The organism is Streptomyces sp. HNM0574, assembly GCF_012726235.1.
Classification (GTDB): Bacteria; Actinomycetota; Actinomycetes; order Streptomycetales; family Streptomycetaceae; genus Streptomyces.
The window spans coordinates 38,378-63,705 of the sequence record NZ_JAASAH010000021.1 but is presented as its reverse complement, the minus strand read 5'-3'; the positions used below and the strand labels follow the sequence as shown (position 1 = coordinate 63,705).

Sequence of the window (25,328 nt, the reverse complement as noted above, 5' to 3'; positions counted from 1 at the left end):
CCCGCTACAGGCCCGCGATCCAGGGGTGTCCCGGGTGGACGCGGGCGAGGAGCGCGGCCAGGGTGCCGCGCTGGGCCGGGGTCAGCCGCGGGACGGTCGTCTCGAAGTCCGTCTGATCCTTTCGGCGGGTGTGCTTGGCCTTGAACAGCAGGACCAGTTCCGGCGCCAGGTACGGGATGCCGTCCCGGGTGCGGTGGACGATGTCGCGGTAGGGAAGCCGGATGCTCTCGTCGCGCCGGCAGATCCAGGTGTCGCCCTCGTGCGGTTCGCGGAACACGTCGAGCAGGTAGTTTCCGGTGGCCGGATCGCGGAGCCAGGTCTGGTGCACGGCGGCCGGCACCTCCGGGGTGACGTCCGCCCAGATCCGGCCGCCGCCCACGGCGTCGAAGACATAGCCGGGGAAGCGTTGGCGGACCTCGGGAAAGCTCGCGGCCGGAACCGCGATCTCGATGTCGCCGTGCGCGCGCGTCCGCGTGCCGCGAAACAGGTCCAGCGCCCAGCCCGCGGCCACGTACCAGGGCGCGCTGATCCCGGCCAGCCGCCGCGCGACCTCACCCGGGGTCCAGCATGACGACCACCTGGCGTCGAGGGCTCCGATCTCCTCGGGTGACAGCTCGACGCCGCCGCTGGGCAGTTGCTCGCTCACCGCAGGAAACTATCAGCGGAGCCGCGGCCGCCGGCGGCGAACAGCACGGGGAACAGCGGCCGTTGACGCCGCAGCGGAGCACCGCCCTCGCTCACCGGGCGTCCCGGCGTTCCCCCGCCCGTTCGCCACCGACCTGACCCGTCGCCTCCCCCTCGGCCTCGGCGGGTTCCGCCGAGGGGCTGTCGGCCGGGGGGGGGGACGCGGAGCCGGAAGAGGGCCAGGAGGATGCCCGCTGTGCCGGCTGCGGCGGCCAGGGCGGCGGCGGAGGTCGAGGTGGTGTCGATCAGCGGGCCGAAGATCAGGGGTGAGGCGAACTGGCCGCCGAAGAGCGCGGTGGCCTGCAACGAGGTGGCGGTGCCCCGCTGTTCGGCGGGTACCGCGCGGTCGACGAGGACGGTGAGCGTCGGCATGGCGATGCCGCTGCCGATCCCGGTGAGGACGGGGACCAGCGTCAGCACGGCCCAGTGCTCGGCCGCGGCGAACACCACCAGCGCCGCGGTCCAGGAGCCGGCGGCGATCCGCATCAGCAGCGCGTGATCGAGACGGGCGGTGAGCTTGGCGTAGGCGAGCCCGACGAGGCCGGCCGCGCCCGAGGACAGCACGGTGCTGTACAGGGCGACGACGAGGGTGTCGTGGATGCCGAGTTCGTCCAGGCGCCGGGGCAGCGAGAGGGCCAGCACCATCATCAGTCCGGTGGTCGCCACCCACAGGCCGCACAGTCCGAGAACGAGGGGACGTTCGCGGAGCAGCCGCACGGCGCCTCCCCCGGGCCCCTTGGCGTTCCGGTCGTCCGTCTGTGCCGGGGTGTCCCCCGGCAGGGCGAGCAGCGTGGCGACTCCGAGGGGCAGGCCCACGAGGTAGATGGCGAACGGGGCGTGCCAGGAGTGGTTTCCGAGTGCCCCGGCCAGCAGCGGGTAGAGGAAGCCGCCCGCGGTGGTGGCCGTGGTGCGCCACCCCATGACCTGGTCCCGTTTCCCACCGCGGTACAGGCCGAGCAGGGCGGCGGTGGAGCAGGTGAACACGGCGGCCGCCCCGGCACCGAGCACCAGGCGGGAGGCGAACAGCACCGGGTAGGAGTCGATGACCATGCCGACGCCGCCGCCCAGCCCGTACACGACGAGGCCGAGGGCCAGCGGCAGCCGGGGCCCGAACCGGTCGGTGGCCCGTCCGACGAGGGGGCTGACGAGGGCGATGGCCAGACTGTGCGCAGTGAGCACCAGGCCGACGGCCGTGCCTCCGACGTCGAGTGCCTGCCGGATCACCTCGACCACCGGGGCGAGGGTGGCGCCGCCCATCACGCCCAGCGTCGAGGCCAGGAGCAGCACCGTCAGTGACGACTTCCCCGCCGCCGGGACGTCTTCCCGGGCCTCGGCCTCAACGGGCATCGTTGTGGCCCGCCGTGACGAGCGAGGTGTGCAGGGACCAGCGGCGGTATCCGCAGGGCCGCACACCCGGTATCTCCCCGCCGACCCGCTGCCGGACCCCGCGCGGGTCCTCGGCGGCGAGCGCCTCGACGTGCGCCTGTTCGTCGCTCCATTCCGCGTAGTTGAACACCCGCGTGCCGTCGGCGCTGAGGTGGAAGTGGGCGGCGATCGCCCCGCGCATCGGGGGCACGTCCTCGGTCATGGCGAAGAGCTCGTCGAGGAAGTGCCGTTGCCGCTCGGGGCCGTCGACGTCGAACACCGGGGTGACCACGCATCCCGTTCCGGACACCCGCGGCGCGCTCGTCCGGGAGCGCTCCAGGCGGAACCGGACGGGTGCGGACGGCTCCGTTCCCGGGATGCCGGGGACGAAGGGCGGTGCGGCGGCCAGGGCCGCGTCCAGTGCGCCGTCGCCGCTCCACTGCTCGTAGGCCATCAGCGCCCGGCCGTCCGTGCCGGCGAACAGGGACCAGCTCAACAGCCCCTCCGGCCAGGGCTGTTGCGCCCTGGCCGCCACCGCGGCGTCGGCCACGGCGCTCCGCGCCGGTGTCTCCCCCACGTGCCGCACCGTGATGACCACGGTCCGCGCGTCGCCGCGGTTGGGGTCGGGCGGGGTCTTCAGGTGTCTGATCACAGCGGTACTCCCCGTGCTCGCGAAGACGCAGAAAATGAGACCGAGTCTCAGTCTGGCACGAGTGCCGATCTGGCTCCAGTGCCATTACGTCCCGAGTCCCGAATCGGTACCCTGACCCCGTGGTCACCGACAGCCCCAGCCCCTCGGACGGCGCGCCGACGCTGCGCGAACGCAAGAAGCAGCGCACCCGACGCGCCCTCGCCGACGCCGCGTTGACGCTCTTCAGCGAGCGTGGCTTCGACCGGGTCACGCTCGAAGAGCTCACCGCCCACGCGGACATCGGACGCAGCACCTTCTTCCGCTACTACGGCACCAAGGAAGACGTCGCGATGGCCGCCGAGGGCGAGCTCTGGGAGGCCTACACGGCCCGCTTCGCCCAGCACACCGGGCAGGGCCCCGCCCTCGACGCCCTGCGCACCTCCCTGACCGGCGCCATCCGCTCCATGCCCGCCGACTGGGACACCCGGTTCCTGCGCACACGCCGTCTCGCAGCGGGTACGCCGGTGCTCCGCGACCACAGCATCGTGTCCTCGATGAAGGCCCAGCAACGCCTCGTCGAACTCCTCGAGGAACGTCTGGAGACCGACAGCCGCGAGGACGTACGGCTGCGCCTGCTCGGCGAGTTCACCCTCAGCGCCTGGCGCTGCGGCGCCCGGAACTGGGTCGCCGGCCGCGTCCCCGGAAACCCCGGCAAACGCCGCGGCCACGGCGGCGCCAAGGCCCTGGCCCAACGCGTCGACGAAGCCTTCACCGCCATCCCCGACAGCCTCGCGCTCCCCCTGTCCTGAGGCGCACGGGGCGGGCGGGCGCCTCTTACACCACCACACCGCGGCGAGCCAAGTCAGGTCTCGCTCGTTGGAGGGCCAAAGGGCCGAAGTGGCGGGAGGCGCCGCCCTGTTGCCGCACAGTGGTGCGCACATCATGCAGTAGCAGCAGAAGGACAGCTTGTTCCCATGACGTTACCGACACGGCGGGCCGCGGAGGAGTGGACGTGAGCGGAACGCCGGCTCCGTCGCGGAGCCTGCCGGAGAAGCCGTCCACCATGGCCCGGCCGCACCGCCTCCACCCGGAGGAGCGCCATCGGCTCCACGCGACTCCGGGGCGGTGCGGGCCGTATGTGGTGGGGGCGCGCCGGACGCGGGCCTTCGGTGACGTCAACGACGCCGCCCCGCCGCCGCGGGCGGCAGCGGAGCTGTACACGTACCCGCGCGAGAGCGGCGCCGGCAGTCCCGTGCTGCGGGACCGCGCGGCACGGCCGCAGGAACTCAGCCGTCGGATCGCGTTCTTCCTCGGCGCCGGCACCGAGACCTCCGCCTCCTTCTTCGCCCACCTGCCGCTCCGGTACGCCGCCGAGCGTCCGGCCGTGGAGATGCGGCTCGGGGCGGTCGGCGAGGGAGGGCTGGCCTTCGTCGTGCTCCAGCAGGCCGGCCTGATCCTGCGGGAACCCGCACGCCGGGCGCCGTACGCGTTCGGTGCGATCCGCTGCACCGGCACCGTCATGACGCACTCCGTCGACGCCCTGCCCACCGCCCGGGCACCCCTGGCCGCCTGCGGAGCACCCGGTACGGACAGCACACGACAGGAGAGCGCATGACCCTGGCGACCGAAGTGGACGGCGGTATCGCGCACCTGCGGCTCGACCGGCCGCAGCTCCACAACGTGCTGGACCGGCGCACCCTCGACGAACTGACCGAGGCACTGCACGGGCTGGACGCCCGGGTCATCGTGCTGAGCGGCTCCGGCCCCGGCTTCTGCGCCGGGGTGGACCTGGGGGAGCTGCGCCGTGCGGAGGACTCCGGCGTCCGCGGCATCCTGCTGGCGGGCCGTCGCGCCTACCAGGCACTCCTGGGCACGGACGCGGTCACCGTCGCCGTCGTCCACGGCCGGGCCACCGGCGCGGGCGTCGCCCTGGCCGCGGGCTGCGATCTGCGGATCGCTCACCCTGACGCCACCTTCTCCCTGCCCGAACTGTCCCACGGCATGGGCCTCTCCTGGGGCGGAGCCATGCCGCGCCTGCTCGACGAGGTGGGGCCCGCGGCCCTGCGCAGGATCGCCCTCCTCGGCGAGAGGGTCACCGCCGACGAGGCCGCCCGGATCGGCCTCGTCCACGAAGTCTCCGACGATCCGGGGGAGTTGGCGGAGCAGTGGGCGGCCCGCTGTCTGAGCCACCACGCCGGTGCCGTGGGGCCGGCGAAACGGCAGCTGCGCAGCCACACCCGCACCGGCAGCGGCCCCGCCGAGTTCGACGAGGACCTCCTCGCCGCCGGCTTCCTGGAGACCCGGAGGTCGGGCACCGGCCTCTTCGCCCGGCCCCCCGGAGCCCGGCCCGCCACCCCGTCCTGACCCGGCCTCACCTCGCCCCTCCCGCAGCCCTGCCGCCACGCGACGGACACCGGCCACCCGTGGGGACGGCCACCGACTCCGCGCGGCAGCGGACGCCTCCAGCCAGAAGGGAACGCCCCACTCCTATGCCCCAGGACACCTGGTCGGCCCTGTGTGCCGGCCGCAGCCTGGCCTGGGGTTGACCTGCCCGTCAACATCTCCTGCCGTGTCCCGGACTTCCCGCCCGACCGGACACATGGCCCCGCCGTCGCCCGTCGCATGGACCGCTTCGTCACCTGGCACTGGGCGCCGCCGTCACCGCCTGCGACGCACGGCGCATCGGCGTCATCCTCGGCGTGGGCAGCAACAGTACGGAGACGTACGTCAAAAAGTTCACGCTCCTGGGACAGCAGCAGGCCACGCGGGTCTCCCCGCGGGCACTGCCGCGCAGCGTGCCCCACATGTCCGCGGCCGAGGCCGCCATCCAACTCAAGGCCCACGGACCCAGCTTCACCCTGGCCAGCGCCTGCGCGCCCGGCATCGCCCGCGACCTCATCGCTGCGGGAGCCGGCGACAGTGGGTGTAGGTCTCCCCCGGTGGCGTTACCAACGCCCCTGGAAGAACGGATGGTTGTTGTCGCTGAGCAGCACGGTGTCGAAGTAGAGAGGGACGCCCTCGTCGTCCTCGGGGTATTCGAAGCTGCTCTCGTTGGAGAAGATCAGCCCGAGGTCCAGCACTTCGAGGCCGTGCTCCTCCTGGAGTTCGTGGCCCTGGGCCTCCAGGGCACTGTGCAGGTCTTCGATCGGGGTGCGGAAGACGTCGGTACCGTTCAGGAGGACGCGGACGGGGGCGTCCTCGTCCCGGAAGCGGCGGACGATCACCGCGTTGAGCCGGGTGCCTTCGTTGGCCACCAGAACGGCGAGGAAGTGCGGGTGGCGCACCGGCACCTTGAGCTCGTCACCACCGGAGTCCTCCAGGCGGACCTCCGTGCCTGCCCACTCCGCGGCCGCCCCGGCCGCGTTCTCCATCGTCATGCCGAGCGTGAAGGGGCCGATGCCCTGACGCGGAAGGATCTCGAAGTCCATCTGCCACCTTGATCATTTCCTGGATCTCGGCATCGTACTTGGAACCGTGCTTGGCGCGGATGTCGTCGATGTCCATCTTCATGGCGTAGTCGAGGTATCCGTTGGCCACGAGCTCCCGCTGCTCCGCCTGCCAGGCCAGGGCCTTGGCGCTGCCGTCGGTGCTGCTCAGTGCGGAGTGGTCGTCCTCCGTCATGCGGATGGCGGGCCCGTACCGCACCTTCTGCTTGCCGTGCGGCTTCCCCTCGCGGTAGAAGCCGTTCTCGGTGATGTCCTTCCAGGCCGACTTGGGCGGGATGTGGTTGATCTCCATCGGGACGCTGTACTTCTTGCGGTCGGGGTCGTTCGCGTTCTGCAGCCCCGCGTACGCCTCGCAAAGACGCTGGCCAGCTTCGCCGCCTCCACCCCGGCCCGCCGGCGCCCGCTGAGAGACCCGAACACGCCCAAGCTGGACGACGGAAGCCAGCCGGACTACCCGTGGTGGTTCTGCGGACCCGCGGAGAACGCGGCCCTGCGGGCGGCTGCGGCGAGCCAGGGACGGATGGAGCCGTCGTTGGTGAGGTCGGCACGGTAGGCCACCGCCACCCTCAGGTAGCGGTTCTCCCTCCAGCTGTACCGCTGTCGGTGGCTGCGGTGGACCTTGTCGGGACAGGGGGCGAGCCCGCCCCCGTCGCGGGCGCTCCAGATGGTGAGGCGCCAGGCTCCGCCCCCGTCGCCCAGGTACCCGTGCGCGTCCTTGGCCATCGCCCAGTCAGGGAACGCGAAGACCTGGACGCAGACGCAGACAGGGTTCTCCGGCATGCCTCGGGAGCCGGGCTGCTCCACGTAGACGCCGACGACCGCCCCAGTACAGTCACGGCACTCGAGTTCCCTGACCAGGTCGCTGGGGCCCGCTTCACGGGGGAGGCGGGTGTCCGCTGCGATCCGGGCGAACTCGATGCCCATGTCGTCGGTGAACCGCCGCGGCAGCAGAGCGTCCGCGGTGAACGGCGTCTCGTCGGTGGAGGCGCTGTTCCAGGAGCCGGGAGAGGGCGGCCGAGGTTCCCCTCGGATGTCGTCGTCCATCAAGCGGGTGCGCGGGGGCGGGGGCATCCCCTCAGTGGGAGCTTCCTCTGCCCCGCACGACGCCGAGAGTGCCTGAAGTCGCTGTTGGACCTGCTGTGCCGACTGGGGGCGCCGGTCGGGGTCGCGCTCCAGTAGTTCGGCGACGAGCGCGGTCACCTCCGGCGGCAGGCCGGGGCGCAACGCGTCCAGGGGCGGGGCCTCCTCGTCGAGCTTGCGCCGCACGATCGCCATGCTGTTAGGCCCGGTGAAGGGCGGTCGGCCGCCGAGCATCGCGAAGAGCGTCCCACCGAGTGCGTACAGATCGGAGCGTTCGTCGCCGCGTTCCGTGAGGAACTGCTCCGGTGCACCGAACTCCGGCGTTCCGGCCGGGGCCAGTTGGGAGGAGCGCGCCACCGTGAACGCGGCCTGGACGAACCCGGCGATCCCGAAGTCGATGACCTTCACCAGCCCGTCGCCGGTGACGATGACGTTGTGGGGCTTGATGTCGTAATGGATGACCTGGGCCCGGTGCGCGGCCTCCAGTGCGGCGCAGATACTGCCGGCGATGGCCACGGCACGCGTCAGAGGGAAAGGACTCCCAGCCTGGAGCCGCGCGGCGAGTGTCTGGCCGTCCACCTTCTCCATGACCAAGAACAACACGTCGTCGTGAACGCCCCGGTCGTACAGGGCGGCGACGTTGGGGTGGACGATCTGGGCAGCAGCCACCGCCTCGCGCTCGAACCGCCGGGGCAGGTCAGCATGGGCAACCCCGTCCAGATCCAGCAGCTTGAGCGCTACCTCACGGTGGAGCACGCCATCCCGCGCGGCCCACACCTCGCCCATGCCGCCCCGGCCCAGACGGCCGATCAGCTCGTAACGGTCCGCGACTATCTTCCCCCGCTCCACGGGGGGCAGCATACGAGACGCCTCCACCCCTGCGAAGACGGCGGATGCGGCGGCCGCCACACAGGCTCGGCCATGGACCGGGGCGGCACGCGCACGGCCAACAGGCCACGCAGCCACCACAGTTGTTCCAGCTGACGGGTCTGGGCAGTTCGCAGAGCCCGCATGAGGTCCCCGCTTGCCCCGCACATCGCGCCGTTGGCGCAAGCGCGCGGAAGCGAGGCGGGACAGCTGTGGCCGTGCCGGGGCCCGCTGAAGGGCCTCCGGGAGGAGGCGAGGAGTCATGAGCCTTGCGCACGAGTACAGCCAGCACCCCGGCCCGTGGACGGTCCAGGAAGTCCTGCGACTGCCGGAAGACACTGTCCACCGCGTCGAACTGGTGGAGGGGTCGTTGATGATGAGCCCCAGCCCGGGAATCCCGCACAGCGGGCCGCCCGCCACCTCGCCCGCCTCCTGGAGGACGCCGCAGACGAAACGGGAGCGGACGTCGAGGTATTCGACACGGTCAACGTGCTGGTCAAGACGGGTTGCTGGTCCCGGACATTGCAGTGGTCGACGCAAGCGCAGCGGCCGAGGCAGCACTGACCGGACCGTTCCGCGCGCGGGGCGGACACTTCCTGACCTGTTGCTTGAGGTCGGACCGTTCCGCAGCCCCCTGCGACCTCGGCAGCCGCGAACACACCCAGGCCGAAGCAGAACAGCTCCAGACCCCTCTGACCTCCCTCTGCCACCGCGCCCTCGGCTACACATGACATCGAACCGCCACGGTGCTCAGGCACCAGCCCAACGACACCCAGCCGCTTCCTCGAAGAACTCTGTGCCTCCAGCCCAGTAAATCCGCCCGACGGGTGGCGGCAGTCCCCTTGCTCACACCATTCCTCCGAGCCCCCGCCACAGCCAACCCCACCTGGTTCTGCGGCGGTCCACAGAGCGCCTACCTGTAGCGGATGAGGTGAAGGGCGATGACGCCTTCCGATTCGAGGCGGGCGGTCGTTCCCGTGTTGCTGTCGATGAGCTGGACACCGTCAGGGCCGTGGGTGGCAACGAGGACCAGGCCGGTGGAGTCGCGGCCGCGGCGGTCGCGGCGGCGCTGCCATACCAGTGCGCGGGCTCCCCGGGGCCATGACGCGATGGTGGCGATGAGCTGTCCCCAGTCGGTGTGGCTGGTCAGGGACTGCACGTCGCCCTCGAGGTTGGCCAAGGTGTTGGGCAACCACGATGCGGGGCCCGGCTCCGGGGGCAAGGGCATGCTCTCGTTGCCCGGGGTGGCGCCGTTGTCCCAGGCGTCGAGCCACTGCCACGGATAGGAATTGGGCAGCAGGATTGGTGCTTGGGTGCTCTTGGGGACGACGAATCCGGCGTCGAGCATGCCCGCGTTGCCGTCCCGTTCGTGCAGGAAGCGGCGGGTGTTGCAGGCGAACAGCCAGCCCCGTTGCAACTCGTCGGCGGCATCGGGGGAGACGAGTTCCACCTCCGGGCCCCAGGTGCTCTCCAGCCACGCAGTGGCCTTGCGCACGGCAGACTGCAGATCCGGGGCCGGCTGGCGCATCGGGTCGGCCTCGGCGGGCTGGAAGCGCGCCACGGCCAGAGAACGGATTCCGTGCGTCTGGAGCTGTGCCAGCCCGCCGGTCTGACCGTCCAGAAAGGCAACGTTCCCGTTCCGACTGTCGGCGAACAGCACAGTGCCGGTGGCCTCATGGCCGTTGACCTCCCTCCGCACCCACACCAGGGCCCGGGTACGCGGCCCCTGCTCCTGCACGGCGCGGATCACCTCGTCCCACGTACTACACGAGACCGTGGACGCCGAGGGGAAGTAGCGGCTGACCAACTGCTGCCACCAGCCGGGCTGTTCCTGCCAGGGCTGCCATGGCAGGGCTGTGGCCTGCGCGCCGTCGACCATCGCGCTGATTGCCAGGGCGCAGCCGCGGGCGTTGAGCTGCCGGGCCAGGTCCTGCGGGCCGCGCGGGTGCGGCGCTGCGTCGAAGGCGCGCAGGTCCGCGTGCGGATCGTGAGTCGCGGGATGGAACGGCGCGCTGCCGTTCCTGGGCACCGCGACGGTGCAGTTGAGCATCGGTTCGGCCCCGGCTGCCGCCTCGGGGCCGCGGGGGTCGAGCACGTTACGGCAGCCGAAGAGGAGGCTCTCCCGGTACTGCGCGAGGGGTTCGGGGCCGGTCAGTTCGACGCGGCCTTGGTAGACGTGCTGCAACCACGCGGCTGCTTGCTGTGCGGGGATCATGCGCGGTCAGACTCCGGGACGCAGTCGCTCGGGCGTCACACCGGTCTCCAGAAACGCTGCGGTTTCCTCGGTGGTGAACGCCGTCGGGAGGAACTGCACAGGTGAGCCGTCCTGCGGGACGTACACCACGCAGGACAGAGGAGCCTGCATGTCATCACCGGTATCGATGTGCTCCTGCGTGTCAAAGACAACGCTCCAAGCCCAGCTGTACTTACGGGCACACCCGGCCGGCAGGACGATCGTGTACTCGCCCGCGTAGGTTCGTTCAAGATATTCCCGGGCCTCTTGAATGGCCTGCTCTTCGCTCAACAAGGGTCATTTCCTCCAACTAGTAATAGGGCATGTACTTGATTCCGGAGACATTGGATTCCAGGTTTCCCAGTCCCCCCGTCTGCCCATCGAGAAATGTCACACCATGTTTACCGTGAACCACATTGAAGACCTGGGCTGGGAGCTGAAGCTGTTCACCGAGGCTTCGGGACGCGGGCTCTCCGCGATGTGCGGACGCTCTTCCACAACATCCTGGACACCGCGCCGCTCAGCACCAGCCTTCCCCAGGTCTCCGCCCCCTCCCCTCGCCCGCGTCCGGGACAGCCGCAGCGCCGCCGTCTGACGCGTCGGCGGAAGCCGAGGCGCCGGCTGTGGAGGCGGTGGACGCCGACGACGAGCATGCGGTCACCATCGCCTGGCTGAAGGGCTCCCCCGACGCCTGGTCGCCGCTGGATGTGCGCGATGCTCCCCTGGAGTGGCAGGAGCAGCTTCACAAGGCTGTGACCTGGCATAACGAGGGCAGGATCCTGGCTCGCGGCGCAGGTCATCTCCTGGAGACCTACCGGAGGCCCGCTCCTGCCATCGGGGCCCGGGACGCGGCCTTGGCGGTCATCGCGGCTACCTCGGCTCTGACACATCCCCTCTCCGCGGACGAGCCCAAATGGGCAACGGTGACCTTGACGAAAGGTGCTTCCCTCCACGAGGTGCCCCGATGGCTCGGGCACAGCTCCGTCGAGGTCACCGCCGCCTGCCCGCTACAGCACCCCCAACTCCCCCAGCACTTCCCGCTGTTCGTCCGAGAGGTCGAGGGGGAAGTACAGGTAGCAGACGCCGCCGGTGGCGCTGGTGGTCTTGCCGTCGGCGTCCTTGCGCTTGGTGCGGAGCCAGATGTTCTCCCACTGGCGGCGTTTGTAGACGCGGCGGACCGAGGGGTTGTCGGGGGCGGCCGGGTCGTTGGCGACGATGTCGCCGTCGGGGGTGAAGCCGACGACGGTCATGAGGTGCCCTGGGGTGCCGTAGCCGGCTCCGTCGAGTTCGGACTCGATGAAGGACTGGGAAGTGATCAGCGGGATGCCCGCGGCGATGAGGCGTTCGGCCTGGCCGAGGTCGTCGAGGCGGGTGACGGCGGCCTGCATGTCGCGGTACGTGGTCGCGTAGGCGGTGTTGAACGGCCAGTTGCCGCAGCCCTCGTACTGGTAGTCGAAGGTGTACCGGGCCGCGTGGCAGACCTGCGGGTCGGCGTAGTCCGGGTTGACCCACTCCAGGTCCTCGGCGGTGGGCTTGCGGCCCCAGAACTCCAGGATCATCTGCGAGGAGGTGGGGCTGCACCAGGCCTCGCCGCCGCCGTCGTACTCCGGGTACTGGCCCTTGTGGATCTCCTGCGAGTAGCGCGGAACCTTCAGTTCCGCGGCCCTGCCCGGCTCCGAGGCGGGCACCTCGAAGCGGTCGGGCACGTCCGAGGTCATCGCGCCGAGCCGCCAGACGGTCGGCCCGGTGTCCGAGCCCCGGGCCCGGTAGAGGGTGACGCGCAGCCGGTAGGCGGTGACGCGGAGGCCGGTGGCGCGGTCGTCCACGGCGAGGGTGTCGGTGGAGACGCTGGTGCTGCCGTCCTTCTGCTTGTCGACGGAGGTGCGGCGGGGCACGTCGTCGCCGTCGCCCGAGGTCCAGATCCCCATCGTGTACCAGGGCGAGGTGCCGCCGTCCGAGTACGTCGCCCGGATCTCGGCGCGGATCCAGGTGCCGCGCGGGGTGTGCGCGTTCCAGGAGACGATCGCCTCGCTCGCGGGCGCCTCGGGGCTGTGCTCGGGCGAGGTCCAGCGGGCGTACTCCCAGGTCTGCTCGCGGCCCGTGTGCGGATCCTTGTACGCGTACGTGCCGTGCGGCTCCTCGATGACGACGCCGGGGCGGCCGCCCTGCACGGCCCGGGTGCCCTCGTGGGTGCCGGTGAGCCAGTCGCGGTGGGCGGTCCAGGCGCGGTGGCCGACGGTGGAGGCGGCGCGGGTGCCGGGGGCGGACCGGCCCGGCTGCGCGGAGGCCGCGCGGACGGGCGTGCCGGACGTGGCGACGGCGCCGGCCGCGACGGCCACGGCGGCGGCGAGGACGGAGCGGCGCTTGGCCGGTCTGCTGCTCATCTCGTTCATCTCGTTCAACTCGCTCATCTCGGGGTTCCCCCAGTGGGTACGGGTGCGGATACGAGTACGGGCGGGAGGCGGTGCAGAGGTGCGGCGGGTCGGGGCGTCGGCCTGCAGTGCGGAGGGTGCGGACGGCCCGGTGCGACGGCAGGTCCACGTCAGGTCAACTATCGCCGCTCCGGGGGCCGGCGGGCCAGAGGTGCGCCGCCGGGCGCGTCATGCGCGCGGGCCGCGGCCAAGGGACGGCCCGCCGCCGCAGGGCCGTACGCTGGGGTGATGTCCCGCCCCACGCCTCCGTCCGCCGCTCCCCCGTCCGTACCCGCGAGCGGGGAGCCGGCGGCGCTGGCCGCGTGGCTGCGGGGGCTGCCGCCGTCGGTGGGCCCGGTGCGGCTGGTGGCCGTGGACGGGCACGCGGGGTCGGGGAAGTCGACCTTCGCGACGCGGCTGGCCGCGGCCCTCGGCGAGGCGGCGGAGCCGGGCGGCGGGCCCGCCCCCGTCGTCCGTCTCGACGATCTGGCCAGCCACGAGGCGCTGTTCGCGTGGACGGACCGCGTGCGGCGGCAGGTGCTGGAGCCGTTCGCCGCCGGGCAGCCCGCGCGGCACGCCGTGTACGACTGGGTGCGCGGGGAGTTCGGGCCGCACCGGCGCGAACTGCCGCCCGCACCGGTGGTCCTGGTGGAGGGGGTCGGCTCCGGGCGGCGGGCGCTGCGCCCGTATCTGGCCTGCCTGTTGTGGATGGACCTGCCGGAGGCGGTGGGCTGGGAGCGCGGGCGGCTGCGGGACGGTCCGGAGCAGGCCCGGTTCTGGGACGGCTGGACGCGCGCCGAGCGTACGCATTTCGCGGGAGATCCCTCGCTGCCGCACGCGCATCTTCTGGTGTCGCAGGGGCACGGGGGCTACGGGGTGCGGAGGGGTCCGGCGGGACTGCCGTGACGGCCCCAATTCGCTACCCAGCGTGACCCCTTGGGGCTCTCCGCGCATTCCCGGGTGCGCGCACGAAAGAGGCGCTTGACCCGGACGCCGTCACCGGATTACGTTTCCAACAGGGGGCCTGTACAGGCCCCCTGCAGACGCGAGGCCCCCGGTTGTTCCCCCGTGATCGGGGGCTTCGTTCTGCCCGGAGCGGGAGCTGCGTGCCGCTGGCTCCTCACTCTCCGTCATCCTCTCTCCCGGGTCGGCACCGCGCCGCGCGCCCGTCCGCGCCCCCTGCCCCGGCCCCCTGGACGCCTCGCTCCCGCCCGCCCACCGGCGGACCGGCGGCTGCGCCGGTCTTCGGTCGCGCCGGGTGCGCAGGTACGATACGGAAACGGCGTGGGGTACGCGGGGCGCAGGGGTGAACCGGAAGCGGACTCGCGCCAACTCCCGCCCGGCCCGGGCCACTTCGTCCACCACCCCCTGAAGGAGGACCGCCCAGGGCGGGCTCGCGGGGAGCGGCCGACGGCGGACGGCAGACGACGGGGGTGCAGGTGTGTGGGGGACGTGATGGACTTCGGCCGGCAGGACACCCGCGGCCTGCACACTCCTGCGGACCTCGCCTGGCTGCGCGGGGTCGACGCGTACACCGTGGGCGGATACGCGCAGGCCGAGGAGGAGTTCCGCACGGCGGTGCGGCTCGACCCGGGGATGGCCGACGCCTGGCTGGGGCTGCACGCCCTCCGCGTCGACACGGCCACCGCGCTGCTGCGCATGCACCACAGCAGACGGCGCTTCGGCGAGCAGCGCGCACGGCACGAGCGCACCCTCAACTCCTGGTACTGGCTGGGCTGGTGGGTGCAGCCGGTCCTGGAGTCCCCTCGTGACCTGCTGCTGGCGCACGCCTCGCACTGGCTGGACGGGCGGCACGTCGCCGAGCTGGACAGCGCGCTGGCGGACTGCCCGCCGGCCGAGAGCGACCCGCAGGTCCGCTTCCTGCACGCGTGCCGCGCGTACCTCGCCAAGGACTGGGACCGGCTCGTCGCGCACACCGAACCGCTGGTCGACGACCCGCTGCTGGGCATCGAGGCGGGCCTGTTCGCGGGCATGGCGCGGGTGCGGCTGGAGATGTACGGGCAGGCCGAACCGCTGCTGGCCGCCTCGCTGATGCGCTGCCGCAGCGAGCAGCCCCAGCGCAAGGAGCTGCGGTACTGGCTGGCGCGGGCCCGCGAGGGCACCGGCCGCAGCGCGGCCGCGCTGCCGCTGTACCGCGCGGTGCACCGCATCGACCCGACGTTCATGGACACGGCCGCCCGCCTGACCACCATCGCCGACGGCGACGGCCTGGGCGACCCGGCCACGGCCGTCACCGTCGCCGACCCGGAGACGGGCCCGTCAACCGGCGGGAATCCGGGGCCTGTTGACGGGGCGGACGGGGACTTCGCCTCTGGCGACGACGTGCTGGGCGGCATGCTCGGCGGGACGGGCTCCGGGAACGGCCAGGCGGACCCGCCCCGTGGCAGCCGGCGCGGCGAGGACGCGGCGGAGTGGGCCGATCCGGAGCTGGACCCCGAGGCGGACGCGCTGTGCGTCGAGGAGTCCTCCGACCCGGCGGCGCCGACCCGGATGGACCCGGGGCCGCTCCGGCAGCCGCGCGTACCGCCGCAGGCCGGTCCCGGTGACGTGCCGGCGCCCGCCGGGCCCACGGACCCGGTGCTGCTGGCCCGCGCCCTGGACGAGCTGGAGCGCATGGTCGGCCTGGAGCCGGTGAAGCGCCAGGTGCGGGCGCTGTCCGCGCAGTTGCACATGGCGCGGCTGCGCGCCGGACAGGGCCTGCCGGTGCAGCCGCCGAAGCGGCACTTCGTCTTCTCCGGGCCCTCGGGCACGGGCAAGACCACGGTGGCCCGCATCCTCGGACGCGCCTTCCACGCGCTCGGCCTGCTCGGCGGGGACCACCTGGTGGAGGCCCAACGGGCCGATCTGGTGGGCGAGTTCCTCGGGCAGACCGCCGTCAAGGCGAACGAGCTGATCGACTCCGCGCTGGGCGGCGTCCTCTTCGTCGACGAGGCGTACGCGCTGTCCAACTCGGGCTACGCGAAGGGCGACGCGTACGGCGACGAGGCACTCCAGGTGCTGCTGAAGCGCGCGGAGGACAACCGGGACCGGCTGGTGGTGATCCTCGCGGGCTACCCGGAGGGCATGGACCGGCTGCTGGCCGCCAACCCCGGGCTCTCCTCCCGCTTCACCACCCGCGTGGACTTCCCCAGTTACCGCCCGCTGGAGCTGACCGCGATCGGCGAGGTGCTGGCCGCGGAGAACGGCGACGTGTGGGACGAGGAGGCCAAGGAGGAGCTGCTGAGCATCGGCGGCCACGTCGTCGGCCAGGGCTGGATCGACGAGCTGGGCAACGGCCGCTTCCTGCGCACCCTCTACGAGAAGAGCTGCGCCTACCGCGACCTGCGCCTCTCCGACTTCTCCGGCACCCCCACCCGGGAGGACCTGGCGACGCTGCGGCTGCCCGACCTCATGCAGGCGTACGGTGAGGTGCTGTCCGGCCGGGGCGGCCCCGAGGGTCCCCGCGCCGACCCGCCTCCTCCCCCGCAGTGACGTCGCCGGGGCCGGCGTCGTCCGGTCCGTAGGCCGCGCCGGGCTGAGGGCCGGGCTGCCGGGTGCCGGGCCGTGGCGGGTCGTGGGCCGGGTCGCGGACCTCGCCGACGAGCATCTCCAGTACGTCCTCCAGTGCGACCAGCCCCAGCACGCGCCCGCCGCCGTCCGCGACCGCGGCGAGGTGGGTGGCGGCGGCGCGGAGCGCGCCCAGCGCCTCGTCCAGGGGGAGTTCGGCGCGCAGGACCGTCATCGGGCGCCACAGGTGCTGGGGGACGGCGCGGTCCGCCTCGACCTGGTCGAGGACGTCCTTGACGTGCAGATATCCCATGAAGGCGCCGTCCGGCGCGCAGATCGGGAAGCGCGAGTAGCCGGTGCGCACGGTCAGTTCCTCGACCTCGCGCGGGGTCACCCCGGGGCCGACCGTCACCAGCCGGTCGCGGGCGAGGAGGACGTCGGAGAGCCGGCGGGAGGCGAGGCCGAGGGCGTCGGAGAGCCGCTCGTGCTCCTCGGGGCCGAGCAGTCCGGCCTGACGGGAGTCGGCGACGAGGTGGGTGAGCTGTTCGCTGGTGAACACCGACTCGACCTCGTCCTTCGGCTCGACCCCGAAGCGCCGCAGGATCAGCGCCGAGGCGGCGCCGAAGGCGGCGGTCACGGGGCGGCAGAGCCGGGCGAAGGCGACGAGCGCGGGGCTGAGCCACAGCGCGGTGCGCTCGGGGGCCGCCATCGCGAGGTTCTTCGGCACCATCTCGCCGATGACGAGATGGAAGAAGACGACGACGGCGAGGGCTATCGCGTACCCGGCGGGGTGAACCAGCGCGGCCGGCATGCGGACGGCCTCGAAGACCGGTTCCAGCAGGTGCGCGACGGTCGGTTCGGCGACGGCGCCGAGCGTCAGGGAGCAGACGGTGATGCCGAACTGCGCGGCGGCCATCATCTGCGGCAGGTTCTCCAGCCCGGCCAGGACCCGCCGGGCGCGCGCGGAGCCCGCCGCCGCGAGCGGTTCGACCTGGCTGCGGCGGACGGAGACGAGCGCGAACTCGGCGCCGACGAAGAACCCGTTGGCCAGCACGAGCAGGGCCGCGAGAAGAAGCTGGAGCGCGCTCATCCGGCCACCGCCTGGGCCAGGTCCTCCCGCGCCCCGGGCGGCGGCCCGGGAGCGGCAGGTGCCGGAACCCGCGCCCGCACCGCCGACGGCCCGACGATCCGGACCCGTTCGGCCCGGTGGTGGGCCACCGTCCGCACCCGCAGCTGCCATCCGGCGGCCGCACCGGACGCCGCACCCGAACCGCCCTCGTGCTCCCCGCAGTTGACCGGCGGACCCGGCAGGTGTGCGGTGTCGCCGGGGGCGGGGATGCGGCCGAGGAGGTCCGCGACGAGTCCGGCGACGGTTTCGTACGGGCCCTCCGGCGCGTCCAGGCCGATCGCGCGGAGCGCGTCGACGCGGCAGCCGCCGTCGGTGTCCCAGGCGGGACGGCCGTCCGACTCCGGTGCGGCGGGGGCGAGTTGGGGCGGCGTGTGCCCGTCGTGCTCGTCACGGACCTCGCCGACGAGCTCCTCGACGATGTCCTCCAGGGTGACCACCCCGGCCGTCCCGCCGTACTCGTCGACGACGACGGCGATCGGCGCCTCGCTGCGCAGCCGCTCCAGCAGCGGCCGCAACGGCAGGGTCTGCGGGACGAGGAGCGGCGGTACGGCGATCCGCGCGACCGGGGTCCGCAGCCGCTCCTGCGCGGGTACGGCGAGGGCGTCCTTGAGGTGGACGATGCCGGTGACCTCGTCCAGCCGTTCGCGGTAGACGGGGAAGCGGGACAGGCCGGTGGCGCGGGTGAGGTTGCGGACGTCCTCGGCGGTGGCCTCGGCCTGGAGGGCCGCGACCCGGACCCGGGGCGTCATCGCGTGCTGCGCGGTCAGGCCGCCCAGCGAGAGCGAGAGGGTGCGGACGAAGAGGTCGGCGGTGTCCTGCTCGATGGCGCCGGCGCGGGCCGAGTGCCGGGCGAGGGAGGCGAGTTCGCCGGGGGTGCGGGCCGAGTCCAGCTCGTCGGCGGGCTGCACGCCGCAGGCGCGGACCATCCGGTTGGCAGCGGTGTTGAGCAGCGTGATCACCGGGCGGAAGGCGCCGGAGAAGGCGCGCTGCGGGCCGGCGACGAACCGGGCGACGGCCAGCGGGCGGGAGACGGCCCAGTTCTTCGGCACGAGTTCGCCGATGACCATCTGCACGGCGGAGGCGGTGAACATGCCGACGGCCACCGCCGTGCCGCCCACCGCGCCCTCGGGCAGCCCGGCGGCCGTCAGCGGTCCGCTGAGCAGCCGCGCGAGCGCGGGCTCGGAGAGCATGCCGACGACCAACGAGGTGAGGGTGATGCCCAGTTGGGTGCCGGAGAGCTGGAAGGACAGCTCGCGGAGCGCGGCGGTGACGTGCCGGGCGCCGCGGTCGCCGCGCGCCGCGGCCCGTTCGGCGTCCGCCTTCTCGACCGTGACGAGGCCGAACTCGGCGGCCACGAAGAAGCCGTTGGCGAGGATCAGCAGGAAGGCCGCTGCGAGCAGCAGGAGCGGGAGAGTCATGCCGTGCCTCCCCGGTGTTCACCGAAGGACACGGCGCGGGTACTGCCGGACGAACCGTCCATCGCGGTAGGAAGTCACTCCTCGGATCGGGGTGCGCGGTACGGCGGTGCGGCCGTCGCCGGTGCGGGACGGCACACCGCCGCGGCCCAGAGTAGCCACGGGGACGGTGGCGTGGGCAGGGCCGCCGGGCGGAGAGTTGGGCTCCGGATCGCGCGGGGGAGAGTACGGCGCCGCCCCGGGCGCCCCGTGGACGGGGGCGGCCGGGGCGGCGCCGGTGGTGTCAGGAGGCGGGGCTCGTACCGCGGCTCTCGCTCAGGGCCCGCAGCGCACGGGCGTCGGCGAGGGCCTGCTGCCGGCCGATGCCGGGCTGGATGCCCATCGCGGGCAGACTGGTGCCGTCGGCGAGGTCCAGGTACACCCAGGGGTCGCCGGCGCGGAGGTTGACGCGCAGCACTTCCGCCCATTCCAGTCGCCGCTTCGTCGTCAGGTTGACGACGGTGACGCCCTGCTCGTCCGCCGTGACGTGCGGGCGGGCGAGCAGCAGGAGGACGCCGAAGAACAGCAGGCCGGTGACGACGAAGGTCATCCGCTCCCCCGCGCCCAGCGTCGGAAGGATCATCGCGATCGCCGTGATGACGGCGAACACCGCCACCCCGACGCTGATCAGGACGGCACGGGTGCGCCCCGGCCGGAACGTGACGGGGAGCGCGGGCAGTTGGGCGGACATGGGCGAATCCCGGTGCTCGTGTGCTGAGTTGGTGCTGGGTGCGGGGCCGGCGCTCAGAGGCGGCAGGCGTGGATGCCGGTGGTGAGGATGGCGCGGGCGCCGAGGGCGTAGAGATCGTCCATGATCCGCTGTGCCTCGTTCGTCCGCACCATGGAGCGGACGGCGACCCAGCCCTGGTCGTGCAGCGGGGACACCGTCGGCGACTCCAGTCCCGGGGTGAGGGCCACCGCGGCCTCCAGGTGCTCGGCGCGGATGTCGTAGTCCATCATCACGTACCGGCGGGCGACGAGGACGCCCTGCATGCGGCGCAGGAACTGCTGGACCTTGGGGTCGTCCTCGCTCGCGCCCTCGCCGCGGATGACGACGGCCTCGGAGTGCAGGATCGGCTCGCTGATGATCTCCAGGCCCGCGTTGCGGAGCGTGGTGCCGGTCTCCACGACGTCGGCGATGATCTCGGCGACGCCGAGCTGGATGGCGGTCTCGACGGCGCCGTCGAGGTGCACCACGGAGGCGTCCACGCCCTTGTCGGCGAGGTGCTTGGTGACCAGCCCGGAGAAGGACGTCGCGACGGTCTTGCCGCCGAACTCGCTCACGTCCTTGGCGGTGCCGGGGATCGTCGCGTAGCGGAAGGTGGAGCCGGCGAAGCCGAGCTGGAGGATCTCCTCGGCGGAGGCGCCGGAGTCCAGCAGCAGGTCGCGGCCCGTGATGCCGATGTCCAGCTTGCCGGAGCCGACGTAGACGGCGATGTCGCGAGGACGGAGGAAGAAGAACTCGACCTCGTTCTCGCTGTCCACGAGGACCAGCTCGCGGCGGTCCTTGCGCTGCCGGTAGCCCGCCTCATGGAGCATCGCCGACGCAGGCTCGGACAGTGAACCCTTGTTGGGGACGGCGATGCGCAGCATGGGGCGGGCTTCCTTCGCGTAGAGAGCTGGGGTGTTCGAGCACGGTGCTCGGTTGCGGTGCTGGAGATGTGGTGCCGGTCCGCCCGCCGGACGCGGGGGCGGTACGGGCCCGTCCGGCGGTCCGGATCGCGGACTGCGGGGATCGGGCCTGCCCGGCGGCTCGGAGCCGTCGGCTCAGAGGTGAGCGTATACGTCGTCGAGGGAGATGCCCCGGGCGACCATGAGCACCTGCACATGGTAGAGGAGCTGGGAGATCTCCTCCGCGGTGGCGTCCTCCCCCTCGTACTCGGCGGCCATCCACACCTCGGCGGCCTCCTCGACGACCTTCTTGCCGATCGCGTGCACGCCCTGGGAGACGAGCTCCGCGGTACGGGAGGTGATGGGGTCGCCGGTGGCGGCCTTCTGCTGGAGCTCGGCGTGGAGCTCCTCGAATGTCTTGTTCGCCATGGTGTCTCTCACCCTACGTGGTCGGCCCGGGGCCCTCAGCGCCAGGGTTCGGAGACGGTGCGCAGGGTCGTGGCGGTGGCCACTGCGGCGGTGACGGCCTCGTGCCCCTTGTCCTCGGTGGAGCCCTCCAGACCGGCCCGGTCCAGGGCCTGCTCCTCGGTGTCGCAGGTCAGCACACCGAATCCGACGGGGACGCCGGTGTCGGTGGAGACCTGGGTGAGGCCCTGGGTGACGCCCTGGCAGACGTAGTCGAAGTGCGGAGTGCCGCCCTTGATGACGACGCCGAGCGCGACGACCGCGTCGTAGCCGCGGCCGGCCAGGACCTTGGTGACGACGGGGAGTTCGAAGCTGCCGGGGACCCGCAGCAGGGTCGGCTCGTCGATGCCGAGCTCGGCCAGGGCGCGCAGGGCGCCGTCGACGAGACCGTCCATGATCTGCTCGTGCCACTGGGCCGCGACGACCGCGACGCGGAGGTCCTGGCAGTTCTTGACGGTCAGTTCGGGTGCGCCCTTGCCACTCACGCGCTTCTCCTCTGTGCGGATGCGGGGTTTTTCCGGGGGAACTTCAGGTGTTTCGGGGGGATTTGGGACGGTGTCACTGGTTGCCGCAGGCGGAGGCGCGTTCGGCCTCCAGCCAGGGCAGGTCGTGGCCCATCCGGTCGCGCTTGGTGCGCAGATAGCGGAGGTTGTGCTCGCCGGCCTGGACGGGCATCGGCACCCGCCCCGTGACCCGCAGCCCGTGCCGCACCAGCGCCGCGGTCTTCTCCGGGTTGTTCGTCATCAGCCGCAGCGAGCGGACGCCGAGGTCGCCGAGGATCTGCGCGGCCGCGGCGTAGTCGCGGGCGTCGGCGGGCAGGCCGAGCTCCAGGTTGGCGTCGAGGGTGTCCCGGCCGTGCTCCTGGAGTTCGTAGGCGCGCAGCTTGGACATCAGGCCGATGCCGCGGCCCTCGTGCCCGCGCAGGTAGAGCACCACTCCCCTGCCCTCGGCCTGCACCCGCTCCAGCGAGGCCTCCAGCTGGGGGCCGCAGTCGCAGCGCAGCGAGCCGAAGATGTCCCCGGTCAGGCACTCGGAGTGCACCCGGACGAGCACGTCCTCCCCGGCGCCCGCCTCGGCGCCGTCCGCGGCGAGGTCGCCCGCGACGAGGGCGATGTGCTCGACGCCGTCGGCGGTGGAGCGGTAGCCGTACGCGCGGAAGGTGCCGTGCCGGGTGGGGAGCCGGGTCTCGGCCTCGCGGCGGACGGTCGGCTCGGCGGCCCTGCGGTAGGCGATCAGGTCCTCGATGGAGATGATCGCGAGCCCGTGCTTGCGGGCGAAGGGCAGCAGTTCGGGCAGCCGCAGCATGGTGCCGTCCTCGCCCGCGATCTCGACGATCGCGGCGGCGGGCCGCAGCCCCGCCAGCCGGGCCAGGTCGACGCCCGCCTCGGTGTGCCCGGCCCGCACCAGCACACCGCCGGGGCGCGCCCGCAGCGGGAAGACGTGCCCGGGCCGGACGAAGTCCTCCGGCACCGAGCCGCCCTCCGCCAGGAGCTGGATGGTGGTGGCGCGGTCGGCGGCCGAGATGCCGGTGGTGACGCCGTGCTCGGGCCCCGCGTCGACGGAGACGGTGAAGGCGGTGCTCATCGCCTCGGTGTTGTCCTGCACCATCTGCGGCAGCCGCAGCCGGTCGATGTCCTCGCCCTCCATCGGGGTGCAGATCAGGCCACGGCACTCGCTCATCATGAAGGCGACGACCTCGGGCGTGGCCTTCTCCGCCGCGATCACGAGGTCGCCCTCGTTCTCCCGGCTCTCGTCGTCGACGACCACGACGGGCCGCCCCGCCGCGATGTCGGCGACGGCGCGCTCGACGGGGTCCAGGGCGAGGTCGTCGGCCTCGCCCGTGCCGTGTCCCGCGTACCAGGTCTGCTGCGCGGTGATGCCGGTCATGCCCGGGCTCCTTCCAGTGCGGGCTCCGCCTCGGAGCCCTGCGCCGCGTCCAGGCGGGAGCGCAGCCACCAGGCGCGCAGCCCCCACAGGACGAGGCCGAGATAGATGACGTACACGAAGCCCGAGAAGGCGAGTCCGCTGCTGAAGGCGAGCGGGACGCCCACCAGGTCCACCAGCAGCCACGCGAACCAGAACTCCACCAGTCCGCGCGCCTGCGCGACCATCGCGGCGAGGGTGCCGACGAAGATGTAGGCGTCCGGCCAGGGGTTCCAGGACAGCGCGGGGACCAGCGAGAACAGGCCGCCGACCAGGGCGGTGCCGAGCGCCGTCCCGGCGATCAGCCAGGCCCGCTCGGAGCCGCTGGCGAAGCGGACGGCGATCGACCCGTCCTGCGCCTGCCCGCGTCCGCGGCTCCACTGGCGCCAGCCCCACACCGCGACGGCGATGACCAGGAGCTGCTTGCCGACGCCGCCCGCGAGCTGCGCCGAGCCGTAGGCCGCGATGAGGACGAGGCCGGACAGCAGCTGCGCGGGCCAGGTCAGCAGGGAGCGGCGCCAGCCGAGGGCGAGGGCGGCGAGGCCGATGGTGTTGCCGAGGGCGTCGGACCAGATGACGTGCTGCCCGAAGGCGGTGAACGCCTCGGAGTTGAGCCCGTCGGCCCAGCCGAGCCAGTCCACGGCGCTCACCGGACACCGCCGCCCGGAACCGCCCCCGCACCCGGACTGCCGTGGCTCATCAGGCGCTCCACGTACTTGGCGAGGACGTCGACCTCCAGGTTGACCGGCTCGCCCGCGCCCTTGGTGCCGAGGGTGGTCAGCTCCAGGGTGGTGGGGATGAGGCTGACGGTGAAGTGCGCGTCACCGGCCTCGACGACGGTGAGGCTGATGCCGTCCACCGTGATCGAGCCCTTCTCCACGACGTACCTGGCCAGTTCGCGGGGCAGTCCGATGCGGAAGGTGCCGTCCTCGGCGCGTTCCTCGATGGTGCCGGTGCCGTCCACGTGGCCCTGCACGAGGTGCCCGTCGAGGCGCCCGCCGAGCGCCATCGGGCGTTCCAGGTTGACGCGGGAGCCGACGGCGAGGGCGCCGAGGCTGCTGCGCCGCAGCGTCTCGGCGATGACGTCGGCGGTGAACTCGCCCCCGGAGGACTCGACGACGGTGAGGCACACGCCGTTCACCGCGATCGAGTCGCCGTGCCGCACCCCCTCGGTGACGACGGGGCCGCGCAGCCGGAAGCGGGAGGACTCCCCGAGGTTCTCCACGGCGACGACCTCGCCCAGCTCTTCGACAATTCCGGTGAACACTCAGGACTCCTCGGTGGGGTGGGCGGAGGGGACGGGGGACGCGGGGTCGGCGGCGGCGGTGGCGCCGACCGCGTCCGGGGGCACGGCGGTGATCCGCAGGTCCGGCCCCAGGCGTGCGGAACCGGTCAGTGTCAGCCGCAACGCCTGGGCGATGGTGCTGATTCCGGCGTCGCCGAGCGCGGGCGCCCCGTCCCCCAGCAGCACCGGCGCGAGATAGCCGACGACCCGGTCGACGACGCGGGCCGAGACGAACGCGCCCGCGAGCGCGGGCCCGCCCTCCAGCAGCACGGACCGCACGTCCCGCTCCAGGAGGGCGCCGAGCAGCGCCGTCACGTCGAGCCCGGCGCCGCTCGCGGAGCGGGGGAGCCGGACGTACTCGGCGACGCCGTCGAGTGGCGCGGTGTCCGCGTCCCGCGCGACGGCGACGAGGGTGGGCGCCGCGGCGTCGAGGACGCGCGCGCCGGGGCGGACGACGGCGGCCTCGGTGTCGACGACGACGCGCAGCGGCTGCACGGCGCCGGGGACGTCGCGCACCGCGAGGTGCGGGTCGTCGGCGCGTGCCGTGCCGGAGCCGACGACGACGGCGTCGACACCGGCGCGCAGCCGGTGCACGTCCGCGCGGGCCTCGTCGGAGGTGATCCAGCGGCTGGAGCCGTCGGCCGCGGCGATCCGGCCGTCGAGGGTCGCGGCGTACTTCCAGGTCACGTGCGGGCGGCCGCGGAGGACCGAGGTGAGCCAGGCCGCGTTGACGGCGGTGGCCTCGTCCTCCAGCAGCCCGGTGGCGACGTCGACGCCGGCGGCGGCGAGGGTGGCGCCGCCGCCCTCGGCCGTCGGGTTGGGGTCGGCGACGGCGTAGACGACGCGGGCGATCCCGGCGTCGATCAGCGCCTGCGCGCAGGGCCCGGTGCGTCCGGTGTGGTTGCAGGGTTCGAGGGTGACGACGGCGGTGCCGCCGCGGGCGTCGTCGCCGGCCTCGGCGAGCGCGTGGATCTCCGCGTGCGGGCCGCCGGCGCGCTGGTGCCAGCCCTCGCCGACCGTGCGGCCCGTGCGGTCGAGGACGACGCAGCCGACGACGGGATTGGGGCTGGTGGAGCCGATACCGCGCGCGGCGAGCTCGACGGCCCTGCGCATGGCGGCGCGCTCGTCGGGCGGCGCTGTGGCGTGAATGGCCACCGGGTCCTCCTGCCTTCTGGCACGGACTCCGGGGCGCTTCGGGAAGAGACACGGGTACGCGGAACGGGGAGCACACCGGGGG

General features: G+C 72.9%; 24 protein-coding genes. 6 read left to right on the top strand and 18 right to left on the bottom strand.

Annotation, left to right across the window (positions count from 1 at the left end):
* Positions 1-4: 4 nt before the first annotated feature.
* From HCC30_RS26150 to HCC30_RS29095, 3 genes are read right to left on the bottom strand one after another with little or no spacing between them, the layout of a single operon-like run.
* Entirely contained in the window at positions 5-646 is a 642-nt protein-coding gene (locus HCC30_RS26150) for a hypothetical protein (RefSeq protein WP_169445272.1), read from the bottom strand.
* Positions 643-2,031, bottom strand: coding sequence for an MFS transporter (locus HCC30_RS26145; RefSeq protein WP_169445270.1), 1,389 nt, complete (start codon positions 2,029-2,031; stop codon positions 643-645). Before HCC30_RS26145 ends, HCC30_RS26150 begins: the two co-directional genes overlap by 4 nt.
* Complete coding sequence (locus tag HCC30_RS29095) at positions 2,021-2,701, bottom strand: antibiotic biosynthesis monooxygenase (protein WP_169445268.1); 681 nt, start codon at positions 2,699-2,701, stop codon at positions 2,021-2,023. The genes HCC30_RS26145 and HCC30_RS29095 overlap by 11 nt, the downstream gene beginning before the upstream one ends.
* A gap of 119 nt (positions 2,702-2,820) precedes the next feature.
* On the opposite strand from HCC30_RS29095, the gene HCC30_RS26135 reads away from it, so the two are divergent.
* The 3 genes from HCC30_RS26135 to HCC30_RS26125 all read left to right on the top strand — a co-directional run bounded on the left by HCC30_RS26135 (position 2,821) and on the right by HCC30_RS26125 (position 5,044).
* Positions 2,821-3,489 (top strand): TetR family transcriptional regulator, encoded by a 669-nt coding sequence (locus tag HCC30_RS26135; RefSeq protein WP_346776820.1) that lies wholly within the window; start codon positions 2,821-2,823, stop codon positions 3,487-3,489.
* A gap of 203 nt (positions 3,490-3,692) precedes the next feature.
* On the top strand, positions 3,693-4,295 hold the full coding sequence (locus HCC30_RS26130) for a hypothetical protein (RefSeq protein WP_169445266.1): 603 nt from the start codon (positions 3,693-3,695) through the stop codon (positions 4,293-4,295).
* Positions 4,292-5,044 (top strand): enoyl-CoA hydratase/isomerase family protein, encoded by a 753-nt coding sequence (locus tag HCC30_RS26125; protein ID WP_169445264.1) that lies wholly within the window; start codon positions 4,292-4,294, stop codon positions 5,042-5,044. The genes HCC30_RS26130 and HCC30_RS26125 overlap by 4 nt, the downstream gene beginning before the upstream one ends.
* 581 nt (positions 5,045-5,625) lie before the next feature.
* Here HCC30_RS26125 and HCC30_RS28875 read toward each other — a convergent pair.
* The 4 genes from HCC30_RS28875 to HCC30_RS26105 form a co-directional block, all read right to left on the bottom strand.
* Positions 5,626-6,108: a hypothetical protein gene (locus HCC30_RS28875; RefSeq protein ID WP_240979902.1), complete on the bottom strand. Its 483-nt coding sequence runs from the start codon at positions 6,106-6,108 to the stop codon at positions 5,626-5,628.
* Positions 6,109-6,576: 468 nt separating this feature from the next.
* On the bottom strand, positions 6,577-8,055 hold the full coding sequence (locus HCC30_RS26115; protein WP_169445260.1) for a serine/threonine-protein kinase: 1,479 nt from the start codon (positions 8,053-8,055) through the stop codon (positions 6,577-6,579).
* 931 nt (positions 8,056-8,986) lie between these two features.
* Positions 8,987-10,288: a YrhB domain-containing protein gene (locus HCC30_RS26110; protein ID WP_169445258.1), complete on the bottom strand. Its 1,302-nt coding sequence runs from the start codon at positions 10,286-10,288 to the stop codon at positions 8,987-8,989.
* Positions 10,289-10,294: 6 nt separating this feature from the next.
* Positions 10,295-10,597, bottom strand: a complete 303-nt coding sequence (locus tag HCC30_RS26105) for a YrhB domain-containing protein (RefSeq protein WP_169445257.1) — start codon at positions 10,595-10,597, stop codon at positions 10,295-10,297.
* A 115-nt stretch (positions 10,598-10,712) separates the two neighbouring features.
* Here HCC30_RS26105 and HCC30_RS26100 point away from each other — a divergent pair, with 115 nt between their 5' ends.
* Positions 10,713-10,901 carry a hypothetical protein gene (locus HCC30_RS26100; protein WP_169445256.1) on the top strand — a complete coding sequence of 63 codons (189 nt, stop codon included), beginning with the start codon at positions 10,713-10,715 and terminating at the stop codon, positions 10,899-10,901.
* A 412-nt stretch (positions 10,902-11,313) separates the two neighbouring features.
* On the opposite strand, the gene HCC30_RS26095 is transcribed toward HCC30_RS26100, so the two are convergent.
* Positions 11,314-12,717 (bottom strand): C39 family peptidase, encoded by a 1,404-nt coding sequence (locus HCC30_RS26095; RefSeq protein WP_240979901.1) that lies wholly within the window; start codon positions 12,715-12,717, stop codon positions 11,314-11,316.
* A gap of 249 nt (positions 12,718-12,966) precedes the next feature.
* On the opposite strand from HCC30_RS26095, the gene HCC30_RS26090 reads away from it, so the two are divergent.
* Both HCC30_RS26090 and HCC30_RS26085 read left to right on the top strand, forming a co-directional pair.
* Positions 12,967-13,623: a hypothetical protein gene (locus HCC30_RS26090; protein WP_169445255.1), complete on the top strand. Its 657-nt coding sequence runs from the start codon at positions 12,967-12,969 to the stop codon at positions 13,621-13,623.
* Between the two features lie 549 nt (positions 13,624-14,172).
* Positions 14,173-16,209 carry an AAA family ATPase gene (locus HCC30_RS26085; RefSeq protein ID WP_169445376.1) on the top strand — a complete coding sequence of 679 codons (2,037 nt, stop codon included), beginning with the start codon at positions 14,173-14,175 and terminating at the stop codon, positions 16,207-16,209.
* Here the strand turns inward: HCC30_RS26085 and HCC30_RS26080 are convergent.
* From HCC30_RS26080 to ribD, 10 genes are all read right to left on the bottom strand, one after another.
* Positions 16,127-17,314 (bottom strand): hemolysin family protein, encoded by a 1,188-nt coding sequence (locus HCC30_RS26080; RefSeq protein WP_169445254.1) that lies wholly within the window; start codon positions 17,312-17,314, stop codon positions 16,127-16,129. The genes HCC30_RS26085 and HCC30_RS26080 overlap by 83 nt on opposite strands.
* Complete coding sequence (locus HCC30_RS26075) at positions 17,311-18,771, bottom strand: hemolysin family protein (RefSeq protein ID WP_169445253.1); 1,461 nt, start codon at positions 18,769-18,771, stop codon at positions 17,311-17,313. Before HCC30_RS26075 ends, HCC30_RS26080 begins: the two co-directional genes overlap by 4 nt.
* Positions 18,772-19,051: 280 nt before the next feature.
* The gene (locus HCC30_RS26070; protein ID WP_169445252.1) at positions 19,052-19,498 is read right to left on the bottom strand and encodes a PH domain-containing protein; all 447 of its coding nucleotides are present in this window, start codon (positions 19,496-19,498) and stop codon (positions 19,052-19,054) included.
* A gap of 53 nt (positions 19,499-19,551) precedes the next feature.
* Positions 19,552-20,400: an ATP phosphoribosyltransferase gene (gene hisG, locus HCC30_RS26065; protein WP_169445251.1), complete on the bottom strand. Its 849-nt coding sequence runs from the start codon at positions 20,398-20,400 to the stop codon at positions 19,552-19,554.
* Between the two features lie 174 nt (positions 20,401-20,574).
* Positions 20,575-20,847 carry a phosphoribosyl-ATP diphosphatase gene (locus HCC30_RS26060; RefSeq protein ID WP_169445250.1) on the bottom strand — a complete coding sequence of 91 codons (273 nt, stop codon included), beginning with the start codon at positions 20,845-20,847 and terminating at the stop codon, positions 20,575-20,577.
* 35 nt (positions 20,848-20,882) lie between these two features.
* Positions 20,883-21,368 carry a 6,7-dimethyl-8-ribityllumazine synthase gene (gene ribH, locus HCC30_RS26055; RefSeq protein ID WP_169445249.1) on the bottom strand — a complete coding sequence of 162 codons (486 nt, stop codon included), beginning with the start codon at positions 21,366-21,368 and terminating at the stop codon, positions 20,883-20,885.
* A 73-nt stretch (positions 21,369-21,441) separates the two neighbouring features.
* Positions 21,442-22,770, bottom strand: coding sequence for a bifunctional 3,4-dihydroxy-2-butanone-4-phosphate synthase/GTP cyclohydrolase II (locus HCC30_RS26050; protein ID WP_169445248.1), 1,329 nt, complete (start codon positions 22,768-22,770; stop codon positions 21,442-21,444).
* Positions 22,767-23,456, bottom strand: coding sequence for a nicotinamide mononucleotide transporter family protein (locus HCC30_RS26045; RefSeq protein WP_346776819.1), 690 nt, complete (start codon positions 23,454-23,456; stop codon positions 22,767-22,769). Before HCC30_RS26045 ends, HCC30_RS26050 begins: the two co-directional genes overlap by 4 nt.
* Positions 23,453-24,073: a riboflavin synthase gene (locus tag HCC30_RS26040; protein WP_169445247.1), complete on the bottom strand. Its 621-nt coding sequence runs from the start codon at positions 24,071-24,073 to the stop codon at positions 23,453-23,455. Before HCC30_RS26040 ends, HCC30_RS26045 begins: the two co-directional genes overlap by 4 nt.
* Positions 24,074-25,204 (bottom strand): bifunctional diaminohydroxyphosphoribosylaminopyrimidine deaminase/5-amino-6-(5-phosphoribosylamino)uracil reductase RibD, encoded by a 1,131-nt coding sequence (ribD, locus tag HCC30_RS26035; protein WP_169445373.1) that lies wholly within the window; start codon positions 25,202-25,204, stop codon positions 24,074-24,076.
* Between the last annotated feature and the right edge of the window lie 124 nt (positions 25,205-25,328).

Excerpts from the sequence above, each read along its gene's own strand:
- HCC30_RS26145 (WP_169445270.1), bottom strand. The coding sequence starts at position 2,031 with ATGCCCGTTGAGGCCGAGGCCCGGGAAGACGTCCCGGCGGCGGGGAAG.
- HCC30_RS26125 (WP_169445264.1), top strand. The coding sequence starts at position 4,292 with ATGACCCTGGCGACCGAAGTGGACGGCGGTATCGCGCACCTGCGGCTC.
- HCC30_RS28875 (WP_240979902.1), bottom strand. The coding sequence starts at position 6,108 with ATGGACTTCGAGATCCTTCCGCGTCAGGGCATCGGCCCCTTCACGCTC.
- HCC30_RS26110 (WP_169445258.1), bottom strand. The coding sequence starts at position 10,288 with ATGATCCCCGCACAGCAAGCAGCCGCGTGGTTGCAGCACGTCTACCAA.
- HCC30_RS26095 (WP_240979901.1), bottom strand. The coding sequence starts at position 12,717 with ATGAGCGAGTTGAACGAGATGAACGAGATGAGCAGCAGACCGGCCAAG.
- HCC30_RS26090 (WP_169445255.1), top strand. The coding sequence starts at position 12,967 with ATGTCCCGCCCCACGCCTCCGTCCGCCGCTCCCCCGTCCGTACCCGCG.
- HCC30_RS26085 (WP_169445376.1), top strand. The coding sequence starts at position 14,173 with ATGGACTTCGGCCGGCAGGACACCCGCGGCCTGCACACTCCTGCGGAC.
- HCC30_RS26080 (WP_169445254.1), bottom strand. The coding sequence starts at position 17,314 with ATGAGCGCGCTCCAGCTTCTTCTCGCGGCCCTGCTCGTGCTGGCCAAC.
- HCC30_RS26075 (WP_169445253.1), bottom strand. The coding sequence starts at position 18,771 with ATGACTCTCCCGCTCCTGCTGCTCGCAGCGGCCTTCCTGCTGATCCTC.
- HCC30_RS26070 (WP_169445252.1), bottom strand. The coding sequence starts at position 19,498 with ATGTCCGCCCAACTGCCCGCGCTCCCCGTCACGTTCCGGCCGGGGCGC.
- hisG (WP_169445251.1), bottom strand. The coding sequence starts at position 20,400 with ATGCTGCGCATCGCCGTCCCCAACAAGGGTTCACTGTCCGAGCCTGCG.
- HCC30_RS26060 (WP_169445250.1), bottom strand. The coding sequence starts at position 20,847 with ATGGCGAACAAGACATTCGAGGAGCTCCACGCCGAGCTCCAGCAGAAG.
- HCC30_RS26050 (WP_169445248.1), bottom strand. The coding sequence starts at position 22,770 with ATGACCGGCATCACCGCGCAGCAGACCTGGTACGCGGGACACGGCACG.
- ribD (WP_169445373.1), bottom strand. The coding sequence starts at position 25,204 with ATGCGCAGGGCCGTCGAGCTCGCCGCGCGCGGTATCGGCTCCACCAGC.